Below are 22873 nucleotides of genomic sequence, written 5' to 3'. Positions count from 1 at the left end.
AGCTCAAGTCTTCTTAAGCGCAGCATGAATGCGGTCAAGTGCTTCTTCCGCGCCGCGGTATCCCTGCGCTGCCGAGCGTTTTAACCATTGGATGGCAAGGTCATCATTCTGCTCAACCCCAACACCTTTGAGATACATCAATGCCACGTTGAATTGCGCCTTGCTGTCATTCAGTTGCGCAGCCTTTTCGTACCAATAGAAGGCTAGCTTGGGGTTCTTATCTACAATCTCGCCGGTCAGGTAAGCCACGCCCAAATTAATTTGCGCGTCAACATTACCTTGCTCAGCTGCTTTGGTTAACCAAAGTACCGCATCGGAACCACTTTTGGGCACCCGTCCCAGAAAAATACGCGTATCCAAGATACTGCTGAGCTTCGGGCAAACCTCGGATCGCCGCCTTGCGCCATAGCTCCGCCGCTTTGGAATCATCCTGCTGAACGCCCTTGCCCCAGGAGTACAAAAGTCCAAGGTTCAACTCGGCCACTGCCATGTCTTGATCCGCCGCCTTGCCCCACCATTCGGCAGCTTTGGAATAATCCAGTGGAACACCCAGTCCTCTGGAATACAGAAATCCGACGTTAAATTGGGCAATGGCATCACCCTTTTGGGCGAGAGCCGTCCATTCTTTGTACGCTTCTGAATAATTATTCGCTTTAAAGGCGGCTTCGGCTTCGAGCGCGCCTGCTATTAAATTGCAGGGTGCAAGGATAAACATACATGCGGCGAACAAGCCGAGTGCGAGATAGGTCGGAGAGCGGAAGGCAGCGAGATTCATCGCCTTGAACTACGAATAGAGAACTGGAGCATTCTGGATTTAAAGGATAGTATCGACTCCGCTGTCAACAATAATGCCGAATTTTACTGTCGCTCAGAGAGCTGGCGGAAGTCATTTTCAGCTGTCCTATCGTCCATAATAAAGCGTGACGGTGTGCTTCGCCTCGGCGAAGAACAGCCAGCGTTCGACCAGCATGCCGGTGAACTGGACGATTGCAGCGAGCCCTGAAGAGACCGCCGCAAAGGGCCAGGGCAGGGCGAAGGTGGCGGTGAGCAGCAGGATGGGTAGAGCGAACGCCAGCGCCTGCGTGATCCGGCGCAGCTTCGCGCTGTGCTTGCGCGCGATGCGGAAGCCCATTTCCTTGAGCAGGTAGTTTTCCTCGGTATGCGGCCATTCCAGGGATCGCACCGTGCCGCCGGAGAGCCCGGTCGCGGTGTTCGCGTTGGTCGCGATTTCAAGCTGGTCATTGTGGCGCCAGGTCGCCAGCTTCCAGCCCCAGCCGAGCAAGGTGAGCAGTACGGAAGCGGCGAGCGGGACAGTCGAGCCGACCGCAAAGCCTTGCAGCAGGGCATTCACGAGCACGCAGCCGCTCATCGCCGAGAAGATCAGATAGCCGGGCAAGGTGTAGGGGCTGTGCCATTGGGCAATCGGCTTGAGCGATGCATAGATCATGCCGGTCATGCAGACCGTGACAAAGGCGCCGAAGGTGGCCAGAACGCCCGCGGCCGCCACCCAGCCATCGAGGCGGCCAAGGAAGACCCAGCCCAGGCCGAAGAGGCCCGCCGGGATGAAGGTGATGACCGACAATACGCCTTCGCGCGACAGCCATGAACTGCGCCATTGCGAGAACGCCCGCCAGGCACGTTCAGGTCTGCCGAGATGGCGGGTCGATGACAGCAGGCCGGCCGCGATCAGGCCGAGCGCCAGGCCAATGCCGACGAAGCCCGGCCAGAAATCGGGCGCGATGAGGCCGAGCGGGCCGAGCACGCCGAGCATTGCGAGCAACCCATAGCCGGCACCCGTAGCGGTGGTGAAGAAAACGACCGAAAAAGCTGGATGCATGGATGGTCAGCTCGAAAGCATGCGGTCGACCCAGCCAAGGAAAGCACCCTCGGCCCGCACCGGCTCCAGCGCCTTGGCCGGCACCGATGCGGCGCGCTGCGTATGGGCGCGCGGCGGCAGGTATTTGTTGGTCGGGCGATAGCCAAGCTCGGGCATCAGGTCGACCCCGCCGCGATCCGCCACCAGTTGCGAGACGGCGGATTGGGGATCGCCGAGGTCACCGAAATGCCGGGCGCTGGTCGGGCAGGCGGCGACGCAGGCCGGCACGCGGTCTCCTTCGGCCAGATTGTCGTTGTAGATGCGGTCGACGCAGAGCGTGCATTTCTTCATCACGCCGACATCCGTGTCGAACTCGCGCGCGCCGTAAGGGCACGCCCAGCTGCACAATTTGCAACCGATGCACTTGTCCTCGTCGATCAGCACGATGCCGTCCGAGGCGCGTTTGTAGGAGGCGCCCGTCGGACAGACGGTGACGCAGGCCGGCGTCTCGCAATGCAGGCAGGAGCGCGGGAAGTTCACCGTGCGCCCGCCCATCTCGGTGATGTGCTCGTAGCTGTGCACGCGGTTGAACCAGACGCCGTCGACATGGCCGCCGTAAGGGTCGATGTCGGTCAGCGGCGCCATGTGACCGCCGGTGTTCCACTCCTTGCAGGCGGTGACGCAGGCCTGGCAGCCGACACAGGTGTCGAGGTCGACGACGAGGCCGAGCTTCTTGCCGCCCGGACTTGGAAGACAGGTCATTCGGCCGCCTCTCTTGCCCGGCGAAATTCGGCGCCGAAAGTGAGCTTGTCGGGCGAGGGTTCGAAATGTGGCGGCTGGCGAAATCTTTCGAATTGCGGCTCGGTGAAGCCGGCTTCCTCATCAGCGCATTTGACGATGCGCACGCGCAGATCGAACCACGCAGCCTGTCCCGTGACTGGATCGGAATTCGAATAACGTCTGCCGCTGGCATCGGCAGAAGTCTGGTCACCGATGATGTGGTTGAGCAGGAAGCCGCGATTGCTCTCGGCCGCATTGTCCTTCAGCCCCCAGCTGCCGCGCCTTTTGCCGATCGCGTTCCAGGTCCAGACCGTGCTTTCGTTTACTCCGTCGACCAGCTTGATCTGCCCCTTCACCTTGCCATTGATGCTCTCGATCCACACCCAGTCGTCATCGACAAGGCCAAGGCCGGCCGCCGTCCGGTGATGTACGAACAGCCGGTTCTGGCTGGTGATCTGCCGCAACCACGCGTTTTGCGAACCCCAGGAATGGTACATGTGCATGGGCCGCTGCGTCAGCGCGTGCAGCGGGTATTTTTCCAGGTCCACGGCCTGTTCCTCGAAGGGCATGTACCAGAACGGCAGCGGATCCATGTAGGTCTCGATGCGCCGGCGTTCGCCTTCGGGCGGCACCACCCGGCCATGTCCGCGCGCGGCCAGCCGAAAACGCTGCATCGGTTCGGAATAGAGCTGGAAGACGACCGGCTCGGCCTTGGGAATGAAGCCCAGTTGCACGGCGAAATCGAGATAGGAGCGGTTGGCCATCTTGTAGTAGCGCTGGTCGTCAGTGAAGTCGTGGTGCCAGAAGCCGCCATTGTCGATGTAGCGCTGCAACTGGTCCGGATTGGGCTCGCCCTTGCCGATGGAAGTGCCTTCCTTGCCGCGCCAGCCGGCCAGCGGGCCGATGCCAGGCGTGCGCTCATGGTTGACGATGTAGTCGGCATAGTCGCTGTACTTTGCCGAGCCGTCGTCATTGACAAACCCCGGCAGCCCAAGCCGCGCGCCGAGTTCGATCATGACCGACTGGAACGGCCTGACGTCGCGGTCGGGCTCGACGACGGGATGGCGGATGGCGTCCCCCGGCCCGTCGGCATGGCTGATCGGCCGGTCGAGCAGGCTGATGCAGTCATGACGCTCGAGATAGGTGGTGTCGGGCAGCACGAGGTCTGCGAACGGCACGGTCTCGGAGTAATAGGCGTCGGAATAGATGATGAATGGGATCCTGTAGTTGCCCGCCTCATCACGGTCGGTGAGCATGGCCATGGTCTCGACCGTGTTCATCGAGGAGTTCCACGCCATGTTCGACATGTACATCAGCAGCGTGTCGATCGGGTACGGGTCGCCGGCCCAGGCGTTGCGGATGACGGTGTGCATCAGACCATGCGCCGCAAGTGGCGAATCCCAGGAATAAGCCTTGTCGATGCGCAGCGGCGTGCCGGCCTCATCGACCAGCAGATCGTCGGGTCCACAAACGAAACCGAGGGGCATGCCGTCGAGCGGCGTCATCGGCCTCACGTCCTTGCCGCAGGGCTTCGGACCCGGCGGGGCGGACCGGGGGTAGGGCGGCTTGAAGCGGAAGCCGCCAGGCACGTCCACGGTTCCGAGAAGCACCTGCAGCAGGTGAATGGCCCGGCAGGTATGGAAGCCGTTGGAATGGGCGGAGATGCCGCGCATGGCATGCATCGAAACAGGTCGGCCCTTGATCGTCTCATGCCGGCGCCCGGCCCAGTCGGTCCACGCGACCGGCAGTTCGATCGCCAGTTCGAAGGCGACATGGGCAAGTTCGGCGGCGATCCGGCGGATCGTATCGGCGGCAATGCCGCAACGCTCGGCGATCGCGTCGGGTGCGTAGCCCTCGTCGAGATAGCGGTCCGCAATGAGCCGGAACACCGGAACGCACCTGCGCCCGTCGACCGTGAAGCTGCCGGTCAGTGCCGGCTTCGCATCTGGATCGGTCGCGTTGACGGAGGTCTTCGCCACTCGGTCCCAAGCGACAAGAGTGCCGTCGCTGTCGCGCAGAAAAAGCCCATCATCGACCGCGCCAGGCTCCTGGATAACCAGGACATGCGCGTTGGTGTAGCGGAGCAGATAATCGAGATCGACGCGGCCGGCCTTCAAGAGTTCGTGGATGAGCGCGAACACGAACAGGCCGTCAGTGCCGGGTCGGATGCCGATCCAGTCATCGGCGATCGCATTGTAACCGGTCCGGCAGGGATTGATCGACACCACCTTGGCGCCGCGCGCCTTGAGCTTGCCCAGTCCGATCTTGATCGGGTTGGAGTCATGGTCCTCGGCGACGCCGAACAGCATGAAGTATTTCGTGTTGTCCCAATCGGGCTCGCCGAACTCCCAGAACGAGCCGCCGATCGTGTAGAGGCCACCGGCTGCCATGTTGACCGAACAGAAGCCGCCATGGGCAGCGAAGTTTGGCGTGCCAAACTGGCTCGCCCACCAGCCTGTCAAGGATTGCGACTGGTCGCGTCCGGTGAAGAAGGCGAATTTCTTAGGATCGGTCCGGCGGATCTTCAACAGCCGCTCGGTGGCGATCGAGAAGGCTTCCTCCCACTCGATCTCGCGGAACTCACCCGAGCCGCGCGGGCCGGTGCGCAAGAGCGGCTTCTTCAGGCGGGCCGGGCTGTAGTGCTGCATGATGCCGGAGCTGCCCTTGCCGCAGATCACGCCGCGATTGACTGGATGGTCCTTGTTGCCGTTGATGTAGCGGACCTTGCCATCCTTGATGTGCACATCGATGCCGCAGCGGCACGCGCACATGTAGCAGGTCGTCTTGGCAATGCTGTCGGAAACATCGGGTGAGGTGTCGACGCCGTCGCCTTCATCGGGCGCGCGCGTGTCGGCAAGCGGGCGTTGCGAGGGGGCTGAATTGGCGCCGCGCGGCGGTCCTTGCATCATGATCCCGTGGTGCTCGCGCGGCCGGCGGATTTGGCGCGCGTCTTCGGTCCGGGGCCGCGCATGTAATGCTCTTCGGGGTGATATCGATCACCGGCCAATCGCCGCCGGATGCCGCGGGTCCAATGCGCAAGCAGGGATCTGAACCGCCCGATCATTTTATTCTCTGCGACCTGCAGGCCAATTTTTTCTAACTTCGGCTAAAAAAGTAGAATAAAGCTATCGATCCGTCTAATCAGTTGTTCTTGTAAATTCGATCGATATTGGTTCTTAATGCAGGCATGACCCTGGACCAGTTGCGCATTTTCGTCGCCGTCGCAGAGCGCGGCCACATGACCAAGGCAGCAGAGCTTCTCGGCATATCCCAGTCGGCCGCGTCGGCGGCCATTCGCGCGCTGGAAGAGCAGCACGGTGTCCATCTGTTCAACCGCGTCGGCCGCAACATAGAGCTGGCCCAGACCGGCCACCGGTTCCTGCCCGAGGCCAAGGCCGTGCTGGAGCGGGCTGCCGCCGCCCGCAACGTGCTGGAACATGTTTCGCAGACGGTCGCCGGCAGCCTCTCGATCGCCGCCAGCCTGACCATCGCCAGCTACTGGCTGCCGCGCCGGCTGGCCTCCTTCCACGAGGCCTATCCGGCCGTCAGGCTTAGCGTCACCATCGGCAACACGAGGCAGGTCGAGGCCAGCGTGCTCGATGGAACCGCCGATCTCGGCTTGGTCGAAGGGCGCACCGAATCCGACATATTGCGCCGCGCCAAGGTCGATACCGACCGGTTGATGCTGGTCGTTGCCAGCTCCCATCCGCTGATCGCCGAAATCGCGCCGGGCCGCCCTGACATCACGGGCCTGCGCTGGATCATCCGCGAGGGCGGCTCAGGGACGCGCGAGGTGCTGGAGGATCTGGCGCGTCGCGAGGGGATTTCACTTGCCGACCTGCAGATATTCCTGGTGCTGCCCAGCAACGAGGCGGTTCGCCAGGCCGTCGAAGCGGGCGCAGGCGCGACCATCATTTCGGAGCTGGTCGTCGGGCACGCGGTCGCCGAGGGGAGCCTGAGAGCCGTGCCGATCGAATTGCCCAAGCGCGACTTCGCCATGATCACCCATCGCGACCGCCAGGCAAGCCTGGCCCAGATGGCGCTGAAGGCGCATCTGGCTGCAGAGATGAACGGGTCAGGGTAGGATCAGCCGAACTTCCGCTGCGCATCGAGCGCCAGGCCAAGCCCGACCGAGCCGAACATGTCGCCGTCGATGACGGAAGCCTGCGGCACCAGCGACAGGATCTCTCGTCTTGCCAGCGGGATCGCGGTCGAGCCTCCCGTCAGGAACACGGCGGTGATGTCCGATGGCTTGACCTGAGCGTCGCGAATGGTCTGACCGACCGTTTCGGTGACCCGCTCGATATCCCGGGCAATCGTGGCCTCCAGCCCGTCGCGCGTGATCCCGGCGGCGAACGCCGCGTCAGGCAGCTTCACCGCCACCTCCGCCGATGACCTGTTGGTCAGTTCTATCTTGGCCTTTTCGACCAGCGCCGCCAGAGCGTGCCCGTAGCGGTGCTCGACGATATGGATGAAGCGGTCGACCAGGTCGGCACGCACGGCCTCGTAACGGATCTGGCGGAGATGCGTCATCGCCTTGGCGGTATAGACCAGGTTGATGCGCTGCCATGTGGCGAGGTCGATGAAATAGCTGGCCGGCAGATTGCGCTTGCCGTCCTTGGTCGCGGAGAGGTAGCCGAGCTGCGGCATGACATGGGCGATGCTCAGCAACCGGTCGAAATCGGTGCCGCCGATATGGATGCCGCGGCTGGCCAGGATGTCGTCCTTGCGGTCGGTCGATCGCGAGCGCTCCGGCGAGACCCGCACGATCGAGAAGTCGGATGTGCCGCCGCCCATGTCGATGATCAGCGCCAGTTCCTCGCGCGTTACCTTCTGCTCGTAGTCGAGCGCCGCGGCAATCGGCTCGAACTGGAAAGCGATGTGCTTGAAACCCTGGGCACGGGCGGCCTTCTCGAGCTCGCCTTGCGCCTTCGCGTCGGCTTGCGCATCGTCATCGACGAATTGCACCGGGCGGCCGAGCACCACGCTTTCCACCACGCCGCCGGCGTCCTCTTCGAGCCGCGTCTTCAGATGGCCGATGAACAGGCCGATAATGTCGATGAAGCCGATCTGGCGCGCCTTGATACGCGTCTTCTCGTGGGCGAGCGAACTGCCGAGCACGCTCTTCAACGAGCGCATCAGGCGGCCTTCGATGCTGTCGGTATAATCGCCGATCGCGCGCCGGCCGAAATAGGTGTGGCCGTCCTCGAAGTTGAAGAACACGGCACTTGGCAAGGTGGGCTGTTCGCCCTCCAGCGGGACCAGCCGCGCCTTGCCGTTCCGGATCACGCCCACCGTGGAGTTGGACGTGCCGAAGTCGATGCCGCCGAATGCCTGATGCATTGCAGCCTCCTGTCATTGTTTCGTGGCGGCAAGACAGCGGCGATGCATCGCGCTGTCATCCGGAAGGCCGGACCGCTCTGGCGAATGGTATGTGCGTGTTTGCCCTTGGGCTGGGAGGCGGCGGTTTATCGCATGGTGGGGAAAAGGGGAACCCCTGTTTTCCCCGAGCGTCAATCTTTGCGGAACACCAGCCGGCCGAGCCAGCCGGTCACCATGGCCAGCGATATGGCGAACACGCCATAGAGGAACGAATAGTCGTGGGCGACGCGGAAGATCGATTGTTCGAAGCCCGATTTGCGGATTTCGAGTTGCGCCGAACTCTCCTTGATGAACAGGCCGCTCTTGAACAGGAAGGCACGCGCCTTGTGCGTGCCGACGGGCACATTCGGCGCCAGCCTGACCGTGGCGCGAAACAGGTTCTGCGACAGGAATTGCACGCCACCGACATTCTCGCTGTAGAGGCCGGCGGCGGCCTTGCGCTCGCGCAGTGCCGCCGTGAATTCCTCGATCGTCGCCGGGCTGTCACCGGCATCGGCGGGCTGCATATAGAGATTGGAGGCGCCGAGCGATAATTGCTTGTAGCTGTTGGGTTCGGTGATGTCCTGCAGCGGCCGCGTCGTGGCCACCGAATAGGACACCGGCACATTCTCGAAGGTCTCGGAATCCAGATTGATCCAGACGCCCAGCACCCGGTCCTTGCGGCGCACCACCACCGGTTTGGGCGGCCCTTCGAGCACGACGATGACGTCGTAGCGGCCCTGGCGTGCCACCAGTGGGTCGGGATTTTCCAGCGAACCGAAAATGGTCAGGTCGGCGCCGGAAAAACCGGCGGTGATCGACACCGCATCGGTGGAGAGGCCGATCTGGATGCCTTCCGTCAATGGCGTCTGCGCCTTCGCCGGCGGGGCGGCGGTCAGGGACAGGAGAGCGACGGTTGCGAGCGCCTTCATGCCTTTCATCAGTTGAGGCCCAAGCCGGACAACGAATAAAGGTTGGGCGGCGTGACGAACAGATCGATCGCGAGCCGGATCGCCACCGCCAGCACCAGCAGCGCCAGCAGGGCTCTCAATTGCTCGCCGCGCAGCCGCTGGCCGGCCTTGGCGCCATACTGCGCCCCGGCCACGCCGCCGGCCATCAAAAGGAAGGCCAGCATCACATCGACGGTCTGGTTGGTGGTGGCGTGGACCAGCGTCGTGTAGGCGGACGTGAAGATGATCTGGAACAGCGAGGTGCCGATGACGACATTGGTCGGCACTTTCAAGAGATAGATCAGCGCCGGCACCATGATGAAGCCGCCGCCGACGCCCATGATCGACGACAGGAAGCCGATGCCGGCGCCAAGCCCGAGCACCGGAATGACGCTGACGAACAATTTCGACGCGCGGAAGCGCATCTTCAGCGGCAAGCGGTGGATCCAGTTGTGCTGGCCGGATTTCTTCAGCACCGGTGCCGCACCGCTGCGCGTGGCGCGCAGCGCGTTGATGCTCTCGACCAGCATCAGCCCGCCGACGGTGCCGAGCAGCACGACGTAGAGCAGCGAGATGAACAGGTCGAGCTGGCCGAGCCTGCGCAGGAAGCCGAACACGTAGATGCCGGCGGTGGAACCGACGATGCCCCCGGCGAGCAGCACGCCGCCGAGCTTGAAGTCGAGCGTGCCTCGCTTCATGTGCGAAAGGACGCCGGAGACGGAAGAAGCGATGACCTGGTTGGCGCCGGTGGCGACCGCGATCGCCGGCGGGATGTTGTAGAAGATCAAGAGCGGCGTGATGAGAAAGCCGCCGCCCACCCCGAACATGCCCGACAGGAAGCCCACCGCGGCGCCCATGGCCAGCAGCACGAAGACGTTGACGGAAATTTCCGCGATCGGGAGATAGATGCCCACCCGTCAGTCTCGATCAGTTTGCCTGTCGGCGAATAAAGCCGTTGCGGGCAGTATCGCATCGAAAAGCCAATTTTGTCTTGCGCCGACGCGGCAGCGGGGTCAAACCCCGCCACCGCGCCGAAACAAAAAACAACTCAATCAGTTAACAGGCAAATGTATGGCAAGGGCGTCGTGGAAACGACGCTTCTGCCGTTATTTGCGCGCCAGCAATGCCTTGACCAGTTTCTCGTCGACCGCGCCGGTCGCCGGCAGCTTGTTGGCGGTCTGGAAAGCGATGATCGCGTTCTTGGTTTTCTCGCCCATCACGCCGTCGGCGCCACCGGCGTCATAGCCGTTCTTGTTGAGGATGAGCTGGATGTTCTTGACCGCCTTCTTCATGTCGATGCCGGCGGTCGTCTGCGGCGTGCCTTCCTGCCAGGATTCGGGAATGTCCACCGAATTGGCCGCCGCGTTGAGCGGCTTGGCCTTCCACAATTCTGTCGCGGCGCGCGCCCGCTCGAGCTGCTCGGGTCGCAGCGCATTGGCGATCTCGTCGCGCTTGGCCGCGGCATCCTTGTCGCCGGTCTTGGCGACGAGCGCGAACCATTTATAGGACTCTTCCAGGTTCTGCTTCATGCCGACGCCCTTGGCGGCCAGGATACCGAGATTGAACTGGCTGTCCTTGACGCCGAGGTCGGCGGCCTCCTGGAACCAGTGCGCGGCCGATTCATTGTCGGTCACGCCGTCAGCGGCCATGGCGAACAGCACCGCCAGATTGTGCATGGCGCTGGCGTTGCCCTGCGCGGCGGCGAGCTGATACCAGGTCTTCGACTTCTTGATGTCGCGTGCGACGCCGATCCCCTTCTCGTAGAAATTGCCGATGCGGTATTCGGCCGGCGCGAAGCCGAGTTCCGCCGATTTCTCGTACCATTTGGCGGCCGCCGGCATGTCTTCCTTGACGCCGCGCGACTCGGCGTAGCGCGAGCCGACCTCGAACAGTGCCTTGGCGTCGCCAGCGGCGGCGGCGTCACGCAAGGCGGCCGGGCCGGTTTCGGCAGGGATGTCGAACTTGGTCGCGGCTGTCGCCGCCGGCTTGTCCATCGGCGAAACGGTGCCGGTCGTGTCGTTGGCCGTTGCCTCGGCGGCTGCCGTTGGCGCGGCTGATGCAGGTTGGGCATCGGCATCCGTCGCCTGCGTACCGCTGGTGACGGCGGCTGGTGCCGGATCCGTTAAGGTGGGAGCAGCGGTCATCGGAGCAACAGGCGCCGGCGCGGTTGAAGCCATCGCGTCGGGGGCGCCCGGGCCGGGAGCCATGGCCGGCGCGACGGGTGCTGGAGCGGGCTCGGCCGCAGGCGCTGGCATCGCGTCCGTATCCGACGGCATGGCCATGACGGTCTGCGCCGCCATGTCGTCCTTGCTTGCCGGCTCGGATTGTTCCGCCTGCCTGACGGTAGGGGCCGGCGCGCTGTCCGTCGCCGCCGGCTGGACTTCGGTCTTCGGCTGGCTGGCGGCATCGACAGATGCCGTCTTCACCGGCTGCGAGGCGACGATGGGAGCCGCGTCGTTGCTTGCCACCTGGGCGGGGTCCGAAAGAAACGCCTTGCCAAGCTGCAGGCCGGCAAGCGCCAGCATGATCGCTGCCGCCGCCATCAGGATCGGCTTGCGCCGCGCCTTGAGCAGGTCGCCTATCCTGAGCGCCTTGACCGGGCCTTTCATCGTCGACTGGCGCTTCAGGGCGTCGGCCTCGGCCGCGGCCGCCTGCGCCGCGCGCCGGGCAGCGGCGATGAAATCCGATTTCGCTGCGTCGCTGTCGCCGGGCTTTGCCGGTTGTCCCCGCTCGTCGCGCACGCGCTTCATGATGGCATTGAGGTCGGGCGCGCCGGAGCCGGGCTCCAGCGGGCGGTTGGCGACTTTCGGATCGAGCGGCTCGTCGAGATCGACACTCGGGATATCGGCGTCCGGCGCCGGGCCGGCCAGTGGCGGAACATCCGCCGCCTTCTTGCCCTTGAAGGCGCGCGCCAGCCCGCCGAACATCGACTTGCGGCCAGCAGGCTGGTCTTTTCTGGTGGTGGCGTCGGAACCGAGTGCGGCCATCGCGGCGGCGGCGGCGGCTTCCGCCGGCGAGCGCGCCCCCGGCCGGGCCGAAAAGCCCGATTCGACGTGCAGTGCCGGCTCGACTGACGAAGCAGGCTCGGCGCGCAATATGGCCGCGGCACGCGCGTCCAGATCGGCCATGTCGCCGGTCAGCGGCAGCGGCTCGTCCATGGTCATCGACGGCGCGTTCACCGCCATCTTGGACCGCCGTGCGCCACGCCAGCCGCCCGGTTCGGTCGGAGCCGCATCCAGCAGTTCGCTTACCGCTTCGGACGGGTCGCTGGTTTCCAGCGAACCCAGCCTGTCGACGATCTTGAGCAGTGTATCGTGAATGGCCTCGAAGGTGCGCGAATTGCGTTCGTCGGAACGCCGCGTCAATGTCTCCAGTGTCTTCAGATCCTGGGCGAGGCCGGAAACCGCGGCCGTATTGGTGCTCGTTCCGGCCAGCGAGCGCACCGCGTTCTCGGCCGCCTCGCGTGCGGCGCCGAGGATGGAATCGCGGGTCCCGGCCAGCGCTTTCTCGATTTCGTTGAGGCGCGGGCTGATGTCCTCGAAGTCCGGCAGCGGCGTGCTGGGCTTGGAAAGATGCGCCGACAGGCCGGCGACCTGCGCCTCCAGGCTGCGGATCAGCGCCGGATCGATGCCGGCCACCTGGGCTGCCGAGGCGTCCAGCCGGCTTGAGATATCTTCGAGCCTGCTTTCCAGCCCGCGGATCGCCGCCTCGCCGGCGGGATCGGGAGCGCGCGTTTCCATGCGCTTGGCCAGCGCGGTGAAGCGGGCATCGATGGCGTCCATGATGCCGGCGCTGTCGACCTGCGGCATGCTGCGCTGGTCCAGCCGGTCGGCAACCTCGTCCAGCCGGCGCTCGAGATCGCGAAACAGCATGTTGCCCTGTTCGATGGCGTCGCCCTGGCGACGCTCCATCATGCCGGACAGCACGTCGAAGCGCTGCTCCAGCCCGTGGAAGATGTAGTCGGCGTCGGGCATGGCCGGCGCCTGATCGATCTTGTCGGCGATCAGCGCGATCTGCTTGGCGAGCCGTTCCATCGCCTGCTCGGGCAGGTTGGCGCGGCCGGCGAGGTCATCGACCCGGCTCGACAGCGTGTTCAGCCGGTCGATCACGACATTGCCGGGACGGTCCTGCGCCACTTCCTCGATCTGCTGGGCGAGCGAGTCGATCCGCTTCTCGATGCGCTCGAAGGCTTCGTGGTCGATTGAATTCGCCTGTGCGGCGACTGTCGAGGCCACGATGGCGCGGGAAATCTCGTCCAGCCGCTCGTCGATCATGGCCAGCGTGCCGCCGCCGCGATTGTCCTGCTGGCTGGCGAAATGGTCGACCGCGCCGGCCAGCGTGCGGACCTTTTCCTCCAGCGAGCGCAGCGACAGCGATTCCGGCAGGTTGTTGACGGCGTTGCTGATCTGCTCCAGCCGGTCGGTCAAGGCCGCGAGGGCGGGATCGTCGGAGCGCTTGCGCTGGTCGGCGTCGACGCGGTCCTCGAAGGCCGTCCAGCGGCGGTCGAAATCGTCCCAGCGGCGGTCGACCTTCTGCACGCTCTCCTCGCGCGCCAGCGTGTCGAGCGCGGCCTTGACCTGCTCGAGCTCCAGCCGCAGCAGGTTGACGCTCCTGTCGTCACTCTTCTCCGACAGCGATTTGATGGCGCCGGAGAGCCGCTCGAATTCCACGCCGAGTTCGGCGCTGCCCTTGCCTGTCGCGCCGGGCTTGGCGTTCGCCTGGAAGGCGCGGTCGATGTCCTTGCGCAGCGCGTCGAATTCGCGCTGCAGCCCCGAAGTCACCTGGTGGCGCAGTTCCTCGCGCATGCCGCGCAGCTCGCCGGCGATCTTGCCGACCATGGCGACGCTGTCTTCCTGGCCGCGCACGCGGTCGATGTCGCGCGCGATCGCTTGATAATTCTGGTCGAAGGCGGGCGAGGGCGCCGGATTCTGCGCGCGCGGTGCCGGCTGCGGATCCTCATACCAGCGCTGCTGGGCCGTCGGCTGAGCGGCGGGATAACGCGGATCGGTGGCGGGGTAGCGCGGATCGGCGCCATATTGGCGAGGAACGGGCCGTGCCGTCGCGTCCTCACGCGTCTGCCCCAGGCGCTGCTCCAGGGTCTCCAGCGAGCGGTTCAGCTGCTCGAGCGTTGTCTGTGGCTTGCGCTGCCTGCCGGCATTGAGTGTATCGAGGTAGGACCGCTTGCTGTTCATCGGTGCGTCCGTCTTTCAGATTGGCCGGCTTGCTACCAGCTCCCCAAGTCCCTGCCGGAACGAGGCGACCGCGCTTCCATGTCACGGTGGAAGACAAGCTTCCCGGGTTTCACCCGCGCTCCGAAAAACCGTGAAAATTCGATACAGGATAACCACGGGTAGCCGACACGCGCACATTTCGCCCAACGTGGTAAACAACGCGTTAACCAAGCTTAAGAAGTTGCAAGGAAGTTGGCTGTCGCGACTTCCGGTGCGGCATAAAGCACCGTTCTCAGAACGCCCTTGCGTCATGAGGCGGCTATCGGTATAGAATTGACGTAAACGTAAATGGCGCACAACTGTGCTGTTTTGCGATTTGTTTGTCGAAACCACGGCCGGAAGCACGCCCCCGCTTCCAGTCAGGCGACGCATGGTCCAGGACCGCGACGCCACCAGACGGGGAAGCCAGTGACCATGAAACTTATCTCGGCCGGCGAGACCGCGGCCAATACCAATAATGCATCCGTCGAAGCCGGCGAGGATCTCTCCCGCATCGGCGAAATGGCCAAAAAATACGGCGTGACGCTGCGCACGCTGCGTTTCTACGAGGACAAGGGCCTGCTCAACCCGCAGCGCGACGGTTCGACCCGTCTCTATACGCGCCGCGACAAGGCCAGGCTGAAGCTGATCCTGCTCGGCCGCAAGGTCGGGTTCTCGTTGCGCGACGTCAAGCAGATGATGGACCTCTACGATCCGACCGGTTCCAACACCAAGCAGTTGCGCCTGGCGCTGGACAAGTCGGAGAAGCAGCTCGCTCGCCTGCAGAAGCAGCGGGCGCTGATCGACGACGCCATCAATGAGCTCAGCGGCTCGATGTCGGCGGTGCGTCAGATGTTGGCCGAGCGTTCGGCGCCGCAGGCGAGCGTCGCCAGCTAAGCCAGTCTGCTCACGCCGACCTGTCGGCCCTTCACCATCAAAGCCGCGTGGCCATGCCGCGCGGCTTTTCGCTATCTTTGGCCCGCTGTTTCATCCTGGCTTGCGCGATGCCGCAACGCTAGGCTCCGCGCGCCTGGCGGCGGAAATCTTGTCGCATCGAAAATATTGACGTTTACGCAAACGTCAATATTTGCTATTGCGGCTTCGACATTGGCCCGCTTGCCGCGCACGGCTTGATTTCGAGGCCTAATCCGCATGGTGGAGGAAAAGCATGCCGATCTACAGGGCCCCGGTCCAGGACACGCTGTTCGTGCTCAACGAAGTGCTGGGCTATCAGCGCTATTCGAACCTTCCCGGATTCGCCGACGCAACGCCCGACGTGCTGGAGGCAATTCTCGCCGAGGGCGCAAAGCTCGCCGAGAACGTCATGCATCCGCTCAACCGTGTCGGCGACATGGAAGGCTGCGTGCGCCATGACGACGGCTCGGTAACCACGCCCAAGGGCTTCAAGGAAGCGTTCGACCAGTATCGCGAAGGCGGCTGGATGGGTCTGGCGGCCCCCGTCGAGTTCGGCGGCCAGGGCCTGCCCTATGCCGTGCACACGGCGGTGGCCGAATACATGGTGTCGGCCAACATGTCGCTGATGATGTATCCCGGCCTGACGCAGGGCGCGATCGCCGCCATCATCACCCACGGCACCGACGAGCAGAAGGCGACGTGGCTGCCCAGGATGGTCGAGGGCACCTGGACCGGCACCATGAACCTGACCGAGCCGCATTGCGGCACCGATCTCGGCCTGCTGCGCACCAAGGCGGTGCCGAACGGCGATGGCACCTACAAGATTTCAGGCCAGAAGATCTTCATCTCGGCCGGTGAGCACGACATGTCGGACAACATCGTCCATCTGGTGCTGGCCCGCATCGAAGGCGCACCCGAAGGCGTCAAGGGCATCTCGCTGTTCATCGTGCCGAAGCTCAAGCTCGACGCCTCGGGCAATCCGGGGACAAGAAACACCGTTTCCTGCGGTTCCATCGAGGAGAAGATGGGCATCCATGGCAACTCGACCTGCGTCATGAATTATGACGAGGCCGAAGGCACGCTGCTGGGCGAGGCCAATGGCGGCTTGAAGGCGATGTTCACGATGATGAACGAGGCCCGTCTCGGCGTCGGCCTGCAGGGCCTTTCACTGTCGGAGATCGCCTACCAGAACGCCGTCGCCTACGCCAAGGACCGTTTGCAGGGCCGCTCGCTGTCAGGCCCGAAGGCGCCGGACAAGAAGGCCGACCCGATCATCGTTCATCCCGACATCCGCCGCTCGCTGATGACCATGAAGGCTTTCAACGAGGCCGGCCGCGCGCTGGCGCTGTGGACTGCCATCAAGTCCGACATCGCGCACCGCTCCGCCGACGACAAGGACCGCCAGGCGGCCGACGATTACACCGGCTTGATGACGCCGGTGGTCAAGGGCGTGCTGACCGACAAGGGCTTCGACCACGCTGTCATGGCGCAGCAGGTGTTCGGCGGCCACGGCTATATCGAAGAGCACGGAATGAGCCAGTTCGTGCGCGATGCCCGCATCGCCATGATCTATGAAGGCGCCAACGGCATCCAGGCGCTCGACCTCGTCGGCCGCAAGCTCGGCTTGAATGGCGGCCGCGCCATCCAGGCCTTCTTCAAGGAGGTCGGCGAATTCTGTGAGGAAAACCGCGTTGATGAGAAGATGGCGCCCTTCACCAAGGGTCTGAAGAAGGGACTCAACGATTTGCAGGCGGCGACGATGTGGCTGCTGCAGAACGGCATGGCCAAGCCCGACAATGCCGGTGCGGCCTCGACCGACTACATGCATCTCTTCGGCCTCGTGGCGCTGGGTTACATGTGGGCGCAGATGGCCAAGGCGGCGCAGGGCAAGACCGGCGCCAACGGTTTCCAATCTTCCTCTAAAAACAACGTGGCTTTCTACGACAACAAGGTCGTGACGGCGCGCTTCTTCATGGAACGGATCATGCCCGAAACCTCGGCGCACCTCGCCCGTATTTCGAGCGGCGCCGATACGCTGATGGCCCTGCCGGCGGAAGCGTTCTAAACTCGGTCCCGCTAGCCTTTCTGTCTGTCGATACGCGGAGGAAATCGTGGCGACAAATCCCGCCGAAGTGCTCTCCTTGCCGAAACCAGCCTGGGCGGCCGACGAGGTCGGCATGCTCTACGACATGGCTACACGCTTCATGTCGGAGGAGATCGCACCGCGCTACGACGAGTTCGAGAAGAACGAGATGGTCGACCGCGAAAGCTGGCTGAAGGCCGGTTCCGCCGGCCTGCTCTGCGCCTCGATGCCGGAGGAATATGGCGGCTCTGGCGGCACCTTCGCGCATGAGAGCGCCATCATCGAGGCGATCGGCCATGTCGGCGTCGACGGTTTCGGCATCGGCCTGCACAATTCGATCGTGGCACCCTACATCCTTCATTACGGTTCGGAGGAGCAGAAGAAGAAATGGCTGCCGAAGCTCGCCACCGGCGAACTGATCGGCGCCATTGCCATGACAGAGCCTGGCGCCGGCTCCGACCTGCAGGGTGTCAAGACCCGCGCCGAGAAGGACGGCAACCAGTACAAGATCAACGGCTCCAAGACCTTCATCACCAACGGCCAGCTGGCGAACTTCATCATCGTCGTCACCAAGACCGATCCGGAAAAGGGCGCCAAGGGCACCTCGCTGATGATCGTCGAGACCGATGAGGTCGAAGGCTTCCAGCGCGGCCGCAACCTCGACAAGATCGGGCTGAAGGCCAACGACACCTCGGAATTGTTCTTCAACGATGTGCGTGTGCCGACCGCCAACCTGCTCGGCCATGAGGAGGGACAGGGCTTCGTTCAACTCATGCAGCAATTGCCGCAGGAGCGGCTGCAGATCGGCACCGGGGCGATCGCCATGATCGAGCGGGCGCTGGCGCTGACCATCGACTACGTCAAGGAACGCAAGGCCTTCGGCAAGGCAATCATCGACTTCCAGAACACCCAGTTCAAGCTGGCCGAATTGAAGACCGAGGCCACCATCGGCCGCGTCTTCTACAATGACTGCGTCACACGCCACATCAATGGCGGCCTCGATCCGGTGACGGCGTCGATGGCCAAGTACTGGCTTTCCGACCTGCAGGGCAAAGTCGTCGACGAATGCCTTCAATTGCACGGCGGCTATGGCTACATGAATGAATATCCGATCGCCCGCATGTTCCGCGACGCCCGCGTCCAGCGCATCTACGGCGGCACCAACGAGATCATGAAATTGCTGATCGGACGCTCGCTCTGAGCAGCTCTCTTCAGCGAACCCAAGGAGCATGAAAATGGCCGAAGCTTATGTCTATGACGCCGTGCGCACGCCGCGCGGCAAGGGCAAGAAGGACGGATCGCTGCACGAGGTGCCGGCGGTGCGGCTCGCCGCCAGGACGCTCGAGGCACTGCGCGACCGCAATGGGCTGGACACCGGCACGGTCGACGACATCATCTTCGGCTGCGTCGACCCGGTCGGCGAGGCGGGCTCCGTCATTCCGCGCGCCGCCGCCTTCGAGGCCGGCTACGACACCAAGGCACCCGGCATGCAGATCTCGCGCTTCTGCGCCTCCGGCTTGGACGCCATCAATTTCGGCGCGGCCAAGATCGCGCAAGGCGCCGATGAAATCGTCATCGCCGGCGGCGTCGAATCGATGTCGCGCGTCGGCATGGGCATGTCCGGCGGCGCCTGGTTCATGGATCCTTCGGTCGGCCTGCCCGGCTGGTTCGTGCCGCAAGGCATTTCAGCCGACCTGATCGCCACCAAATACGGCTTCTCGCGCGACGACGTCGACGCCTACGCGGTCGAGAGCCAGAAGCGAGCCGCGAAATCCTGGGCCGATGGCCGCTTCAAGAACTCGGTCATCCCGATCAAGGACCAGAATGGTCTCACAATTCTCGACCATGACGAGCACATGCGGCCGTCGACCGACATGCAGTCGCTCGCCTCGCTCAACCCGTCCTTCGTCATGCCTGGCGAAATGGGCGGCTTCGATGCCGTGGCGGTGCAGAAGCACCCCGAGGTCGAGGAGGTCAACCATGTCCACCACGCCGGCAACTCGTCCGGCATCGTCGATGGCGCCGCCGCCGTGCTGCTCGGCTCGAAGAAGGCCGGCAAGGCCATGGGCCTGAAGCCGCGCGCGCGCATCCGCACCTTCGCCAACATCGGCTCCGAGCCGGTGCTGATGCTGACCGGCCCTGTCGACGTCACCGAGAAGCTGTTGAAGCGCGCCAAGATGAAGCTGTCGGATATCGACCTGTTCGAGCTCAACGAGGCCTTCGCTTCGGTGGTGCTGCGCTACATGCAGGCCTTCGAGATCCCGCACGACAAGATCAACGTCAATGGCGGCGCCATCGCCATGGGCCATCCGCTCGGCGCCACCGGCGCGATGATCTTCGGCACGGTGCTGGACGAACTCGAGCGCCGCGACTTGAACACCGCGCTGGTAACGCTCTGCATCGGTGCCGGCATGGGCACCGCAACCATCATCGAACGCGTCTGACGGGGAGAGAACGATGACCTACACCAATTTCACCCTCGACACCGACGCCGACGGTATCGCGCTGGTCACCTGGAACAGCCCTGACCGCTCGATGAACGTCTTTACCGAAGAGGTGATGCGCGAGTTGAACGCCATCGTCGACAAGGTGGCTGGCGATGCCGCCATCAAGGGCGCGGTGATCACTTCCGGCAAGGACAGCTTCTCCGGTGGCGCCGACATCACCTTGCTGCAGAAGATGCTGACCAGCTTCGCCACTGACAAGGTCAAGGACGTAGAAAAGGCGACCAAGGCGCTGTTCGACAATGCCGGCATCATGACCGGCCTGTTCCGCAAGCTGGAAACCTGCGGCAAGCCATGGGTCTCGGCGATCAACGGCACCTGCATGGGCGGCGCCTTCGAAATGTCGCTGGCCTGCCATGGCCGCGTCGCCGCCGACTCCGACAAGGTCAGGATGGCGCTCCCCGAGGTGAAGATCGGCATCTTCCCCGGTGCCGGCGGCACCCAGCGCGTGCCGCGGCTGACCGACCAGCAACAGGCGTTGCAGATGCTCACCTCCGGCCAGACGCTGTCGCCGCAGAAGGCGAAGGCGATGGGCCTGATCCATGAGATCGCCGAACCTGCGAAGCTGGTCGAGACTGCGAAGGCGATGATCAGGAACGGCCTCAAGCCGGTGGCACCGTGGGACGAGAAGGGTTTCAAGCTGCCCGGCGGGCCGGTTTATTCTGCCGCCGGCGCCAATCTGTGGCCGCCCGCCATCGCCATCCTGCGCCGCGAGACCCATGGCAATTACCCGGCCGCCGCGGCGATCCTCAAATGCGTCTATGAGGGCCTGCTGGTGCCCTTCGACACCGCGCTCAGGATCGAGCAGCGCTATTTCACCGAGATCATGCAGACCAAGGAAGCGGCGGCGATGATCCGTTCGCTGTTCGTGTCGCTGCAGGAGCTGAACAAGGGCGCGCGCCGCCCGGCCGGCGTGCCGGACACCAAGTTCAAGAAGATCGGCATCCTCGGCGCCGGCTTCATGGGCGCCGGCATTGCCTATGTCACCGCCAAGGCCGGCATTCCGGTGGTTCTGCTCGACCGGGATATGGACTCGGCGCAGAAGGGCAAGGCGCATTCGGACAGCCTGGTCTCGGACCAGGTCAAGAAGGGCCGCGCCAAGCCCGAGGAGAAGGACAAGCTCCTGTCGCTGATCACGCCGACGGCGGACTATGCCGACCTCGCCGGCTGCGATCTCGTCGTCGAAGCGGTGTTCGAGGATTCCGCTGTCAAGAAAGCCGCCACCGAACAGGCGGAGGCCGTGCTCAAGTCGTCGGCGATCTTTGCCTCCAACACCTCGACCATCCCGATCACCGGTCTCGCCAAGAATTCGGCGCGGCCGAAGAATTTCATCGGCATCCACTTCTTCTCGCCGGTCGACAAGATGATGCTGGTCGAGATCATCCTGGGTAAGAAGACCGGCGACAAGGCGCTGGCCACGGCGATCGACTTCGTGCGCGCCATCAAGAAGACGCCGATCGTCGTCAACGACACGCGCGGCTTCTACGTCAACCGCTGCGTGCTGCGTTACATGTCGGAAGCCTACAAGATGCTGATCGAGGGCGTGCCCGCGCCGATGATCGAGAATGCGGCGAAGGCCGCCGGCATGCCGGTCGGTCCCTTGGCGCTGACCGACGAGACGGCCATCGACCTCGCCCAGAAGATCATGAAGCAGACCATCAGGGATCTCGGCGACAAGGCCGTCGACCCCAGGCAGATGGCGCTGATCAACACAATGGTCGACGACCACGGCCGTTTCGGCCGCAAGAACGGCAAGGGTTTTTACGACTATCCGGCCAAGCCCGCCAAGAAGAAGCTCTGGCCCGGCCTCAAGGACCTCTATCCGCAGCTGGCACCCGAGAAGGTCGACTATGAGGAGCTGCAGCAACGTCTGCTCGTCACCATCGCGCTGGAAGCGGCGCGGGTGATGGAGGAAGGCATCGTCACCGATCCACGCGAGGCCGATGTCGGTTCGATCCTGGCCTTCGGCTTCGCGCCTTATACCGGTGGTGCGCTGTCCTATATCGACGGGATCGGCGCCAAGCAGTTCGTCAAGATCGCCAAGGGCCTGCAGAAGAAGTATGGCGCCGAGTTCAAGGCGCCCAAGCTGCTCCTCGACATGGCCGAGAAAGGTGAGACCTTCTACGAACGCTTCGATCCCTATGCCAAGGGCGATGTGAAGCAGGCCGCCTGATATCGCGCCATGTATGTCTGGGCGCGCATGGCGCGCATGCTGGCCACGGCGCGTAGCCGTGGCCCCTATGTGATGGCTGGTGAAGGCCGGCTGGCCTTTCGCTGCCTGCCGACCGACATCGACTTCAACGTCCATCTCAACAATGCGCGCTACATGATGCTGGCCGATCTCGGCCGCATCGACCTGTTCGTCCGTGCCGGCTTGATCAGGCTGGCGCGGAAGAATGGCTGGGCGCCGATGATGGGCGGGCTGCAGGTGGTCTATGCCCGCGAGATCAGGCTGTGGCGCCGTTTCGAGGTGGTGTCCTCGATCGAGACCTGGGAAGGCACCCAGGTCATCGGCAAACACCGTTTCGTCCTGGACAATGGCGAGACGGCCGCTTTGATCCTGACGACGGCCGGCGTCTACGACCGCAAGGCGCGCCGCTTCCTCGACATTGACGAGGTTGTCGCCGCACTTGGCCGGGCGGTGAACCCGCGTCCGCCGACAGAGGCGGAACGGATTCTCATGACCTCGCACCAAGGGCTGCGCGGTCTCGCCAAATTGTCCGGCTGATCAACCCGTCGATCGACTTTCCCAAGCCAGGTGCGGATGATACATTAGCTTTCGCTAACATAATGTTGGCGGAGGAGTAGTCATCATGCGTATGATGCTGAGAGTGTCCATCCCGGCCGAGGAGGGCAACAAGGCGATCAAGGAAGGCAGCATGGGCAAGTTCATCGAGCATACCCTGTCCGACCTCAAGCCGGAGGCTGCCTATTTTACCGCTGACGGTGGTTGGCGGACGGCCTACCTTTTCCTCGAGGTAAAGGACAGTTCGGACATGCCCTATGTCGCCGAGCGGTTCTTCTTCGCCTTCAATGCCACCGTCGAGATGATCCCGGTAATGAACGTCGACGAGCTGAAGAAGGGTCTGCCGAGGGCGATGGCGGCATTGGCCGGATAGCTTATCCGCGGCTTTGGCCATGACCGTGCCGTCGTTGCGGCACACAGCTTTGTTCGTGATCCGCCGGCCACGCTGGTGGACAACGCAGCCGTTGCGCGTTAGACAGGAAGAGGCATTTTTTCCTGTTTCGAAGGA

17 protein-coding genes are annotated in these 22873 nt (G+C 63.7%); 8 read left to right on the top strand and 9 right to left on the bottom strand.

The window, feature by feature from the left end; all coding sequences use genetic code 11:
• Positions 1 to 3: 3 nt before the first annotated feature.
• The 5 genes from EN850_RS36425 to EN850_RS21665 form a co-directional block, all read right to left on the bottom strand.
• Positions 4 to 333: a tetratricopeptide repeat protein gene (locus EN850_RS36425; RefSeq protein ID WP_281407290.1), complete on the bottom strand. Its 330-nt coding sequence runs from the start codon at positions 331 to 333 to the stop codon at positions 4 to 6.
• A complete protein-coding gene (locus tag EN850_RS21680; RefSeq protein ID WP_136092222.1) occupies positions 284 to 775 on the bottom strand; it encodes a tetratricopeptide repeat protein in 492 nt (163 codons plus the stop codon). Before EN850_RS21680 ends, EN850_RS36425 begins: the two co-directional genes overlap by 50 nt.
• Before the next feature lie 126 nt (positions 776 to 901).
• Positions 902 to 1837 carry a dimethyl sulfoxide reductase anchor subunit family protein gene (locus EN850_RS21675; protein ID WP_127280002.1) on the bottom strand — a complete coding sequence of 312 codons (936 nt, stop codon included), beginning with the start codon at positions 1835 to 1837 and terminating at the stop codon, positions 902 to 904.
• 6 nt (positions 1838 to 1843) lie between these two features.
• Positions 1844 to 2578: a 4Fe-4S dicluster domain-containing protein gene (locus tag EN850_RS21670; protein ID WP_127280001.1), complete on the bottom strand. Its 735-nt coding sequence runs from the start codon at positions 2576 to 2578 to the stop codon at positions 1844 to 1846.
• Positions 2575 to 5505 carry a molybdopterin oxidoreductase family protein gene (locus EN850_RS21665; RefSeq protein ID WP_189591196.1) on the bottom strand — a complete coding sequence of 977 codons (2931 nt, stop codon included), beginning with the start codon at positions 5503 to 5505 and terminating at the stop codon, positions 2575 to 2577. Before EN850_RS21665 ends, EN850_RS21670 begins: the two co-directional genes overlap by 4 nt.
• A gap of 278 nt (positions 5506 to 5783) precedes the next feature.
• Between EN850_RS21665 and EN850_RS21660 the strand changes: the two genes are divergently transcribed.
• A complete protein-coding gene (locus tag EN850_RS21660) occupies positions 5784 to 6680 on the top strand; it encodes a LysR family transcriptional regulator (protein ID WP_136092221.1) in 897 nt (298 codons plus the stop codon).
• Between the two features lie 2 nt (positions 6681 to 6682).
• On the opposite strand, the gene EN850_RS21655 is transcribed toward EN850_RS21660, so the two are convergent.
• From EN850_RS21655 to EN850_RS21640, 4 genes are all read right to left on the bottom strand, one after another.
• Complete coding sequence (locus EN850_RS21655) at positions 6683 to 7939, bottom strand: Hsp70 family protein (RefSeq protein ID WP_127870762.1); 1257 nt, start codon at positions 7937 to 7939, stop codon at positions 6683 to 6685.
• A gap of 170 nt (positions 7940 to 8109) precedes the next feature.
• Positions 8110 to 8898, bottom strand: a complete 789-nt coding sequence (locus tag EN850_RS21650) for a TIGR02186 family protein (protein WP_127280140.1) — start codon at positions 8896 to 8898, stop codon at positions 8110 to 8112.
• On the bottom strand, positions 8898 to 9821 hold the full coding sequence (locus EN850_RS21645; RefSeq protein WP_127870764.1) for a sulfite exporter TauE/SafE family protein: 924 nt from the start codon (positions 9819 to 9821) through the stop codon (positions 8898 to 8900). The genes EN850_RS21650 and EN850_RS21645 overlap by 1 nt, the downstream gene beginning before the upstream one ends.
• Before the next feature lie 192 nt (positions 9822 to 10013).
• Positions 10014 to 14099 carry a peptidoglycan-binding protein gene (locus EN850_RS21640; protein ID WP_136092220.1) on the bottom strand — a complete coding sequence of 1362 codons (4086 nt, stop codon included), beginning with the start codon at positions 14097 to 14099 and terminating at the stop codon, positions 10014 to 10016.
• Between the two features lie 453 nt (positions 14100 to 14552).
• On the opposite strand from EN850_RS21640, the gene EN850_RS21635 reads away from it, so the two are divergent.
• The 7 genes from EN850_RS21635 to EN850_RS21605 all read left to right on the top strand — a co-directional run bounded on the left by EN850_RS21635 (position 14553) and on the right by EN850_RS21605 (position 22738).
• On the top strand, positions 14553 to 15014 hold the full coding sequence (locus EN850_RS21635) for a MerR family DNA-binding transcriptional regulator (protein ID WP_127279760.1): 462 nt from the start codon (positions 14553 to 14555) through the stop codon (positions 15012 to 15014).
• Between the two features lie 271 nt (positions 15015 to 15285).
• Entirely contained in the window at positions 15286 to 17097 is a 1812-nt protein-coding gene (locus EN850_RS21630; RefSeq protein ID WP_136092219.1) for an acyl-CoA dehydrogenase, read from the top strand.
• Positions 17098 to 17143: 46 nt separating this feature from the next.
• Positions 17144 to 18316: an acyl-CoA dehydrogenase family protein gene (locus tag EN850_RS21625; RefSeq protein ID WP_127279758.1), complete on the top strand. Its 1173-nt coding sequence runs from the start codon at positions 17144 to 17146 to the stop codon at positions 18314 to 18316.
• 34 nt (positions 18317 to 18350) lie between these two features.
• On the top strand, positions 18351 to 19559 hold the full coding sequence (locus EN850_RS21620) for an acetyl-CoA C-acetyltransferase (protein ID WP_127870767.1): 1209 nt from the start codon (positions 18351 to 18353) through the stop codon (positions 19557 to 19559).
• 13 nt (positions 19560 to 19572) lie between these two features.
• A complete protein-coding gene (locus tag EN850_RS21615) occupies positions 19573 to 21792 on the top strand; it encodes a 3-hydroxyacyl-CoA dehydrogenase NAD-binding domain-containing protein (RefSeq protein WP_136092218.1) in 2220 nt (739 codons plus the stop codon).
• A gap of 9 nt (positions 21793 to 21801) precedes the next feature.
• A complete protein-coding gene (locus EN850_RS21610; protein ID WP_136092217.1) occupies positions 21802 to 22347 on the top strand; it encodes a thioesterase family protein in 546 nt (181 codons plus the stop codon).
• Positions 22348 to 22432: 85 nt separating this feature from the next.
• Complete coding sequence (locus EN850_RS21605; protein WP_127870769.1) at positions 22433 to 22738, top strand: hypothetical protein; 306 nt, start codon at positions 22433 to 22435, stop codon at positions 22736 to 22738.
• Positions 22739 to 22873: the final 135 nt, after the last annotated feature.

The sequence above is a fragment of the Mesorhizobium sp. M8A.F.Ca.ET.207.01.1.1 genome, from assembly GCF_004794715.1.
Classification (GTDB): domain Bacteria; phylum Pseudomonadota; class Alphaproteobacteria; order Rhizobiales; family Rhizobiaceae; genus Mesorhizobium.
Note: the sequence above shows the minus strand (reverse complement) of the source record. Positions and strands in the feature narration are given on the sequence as shown.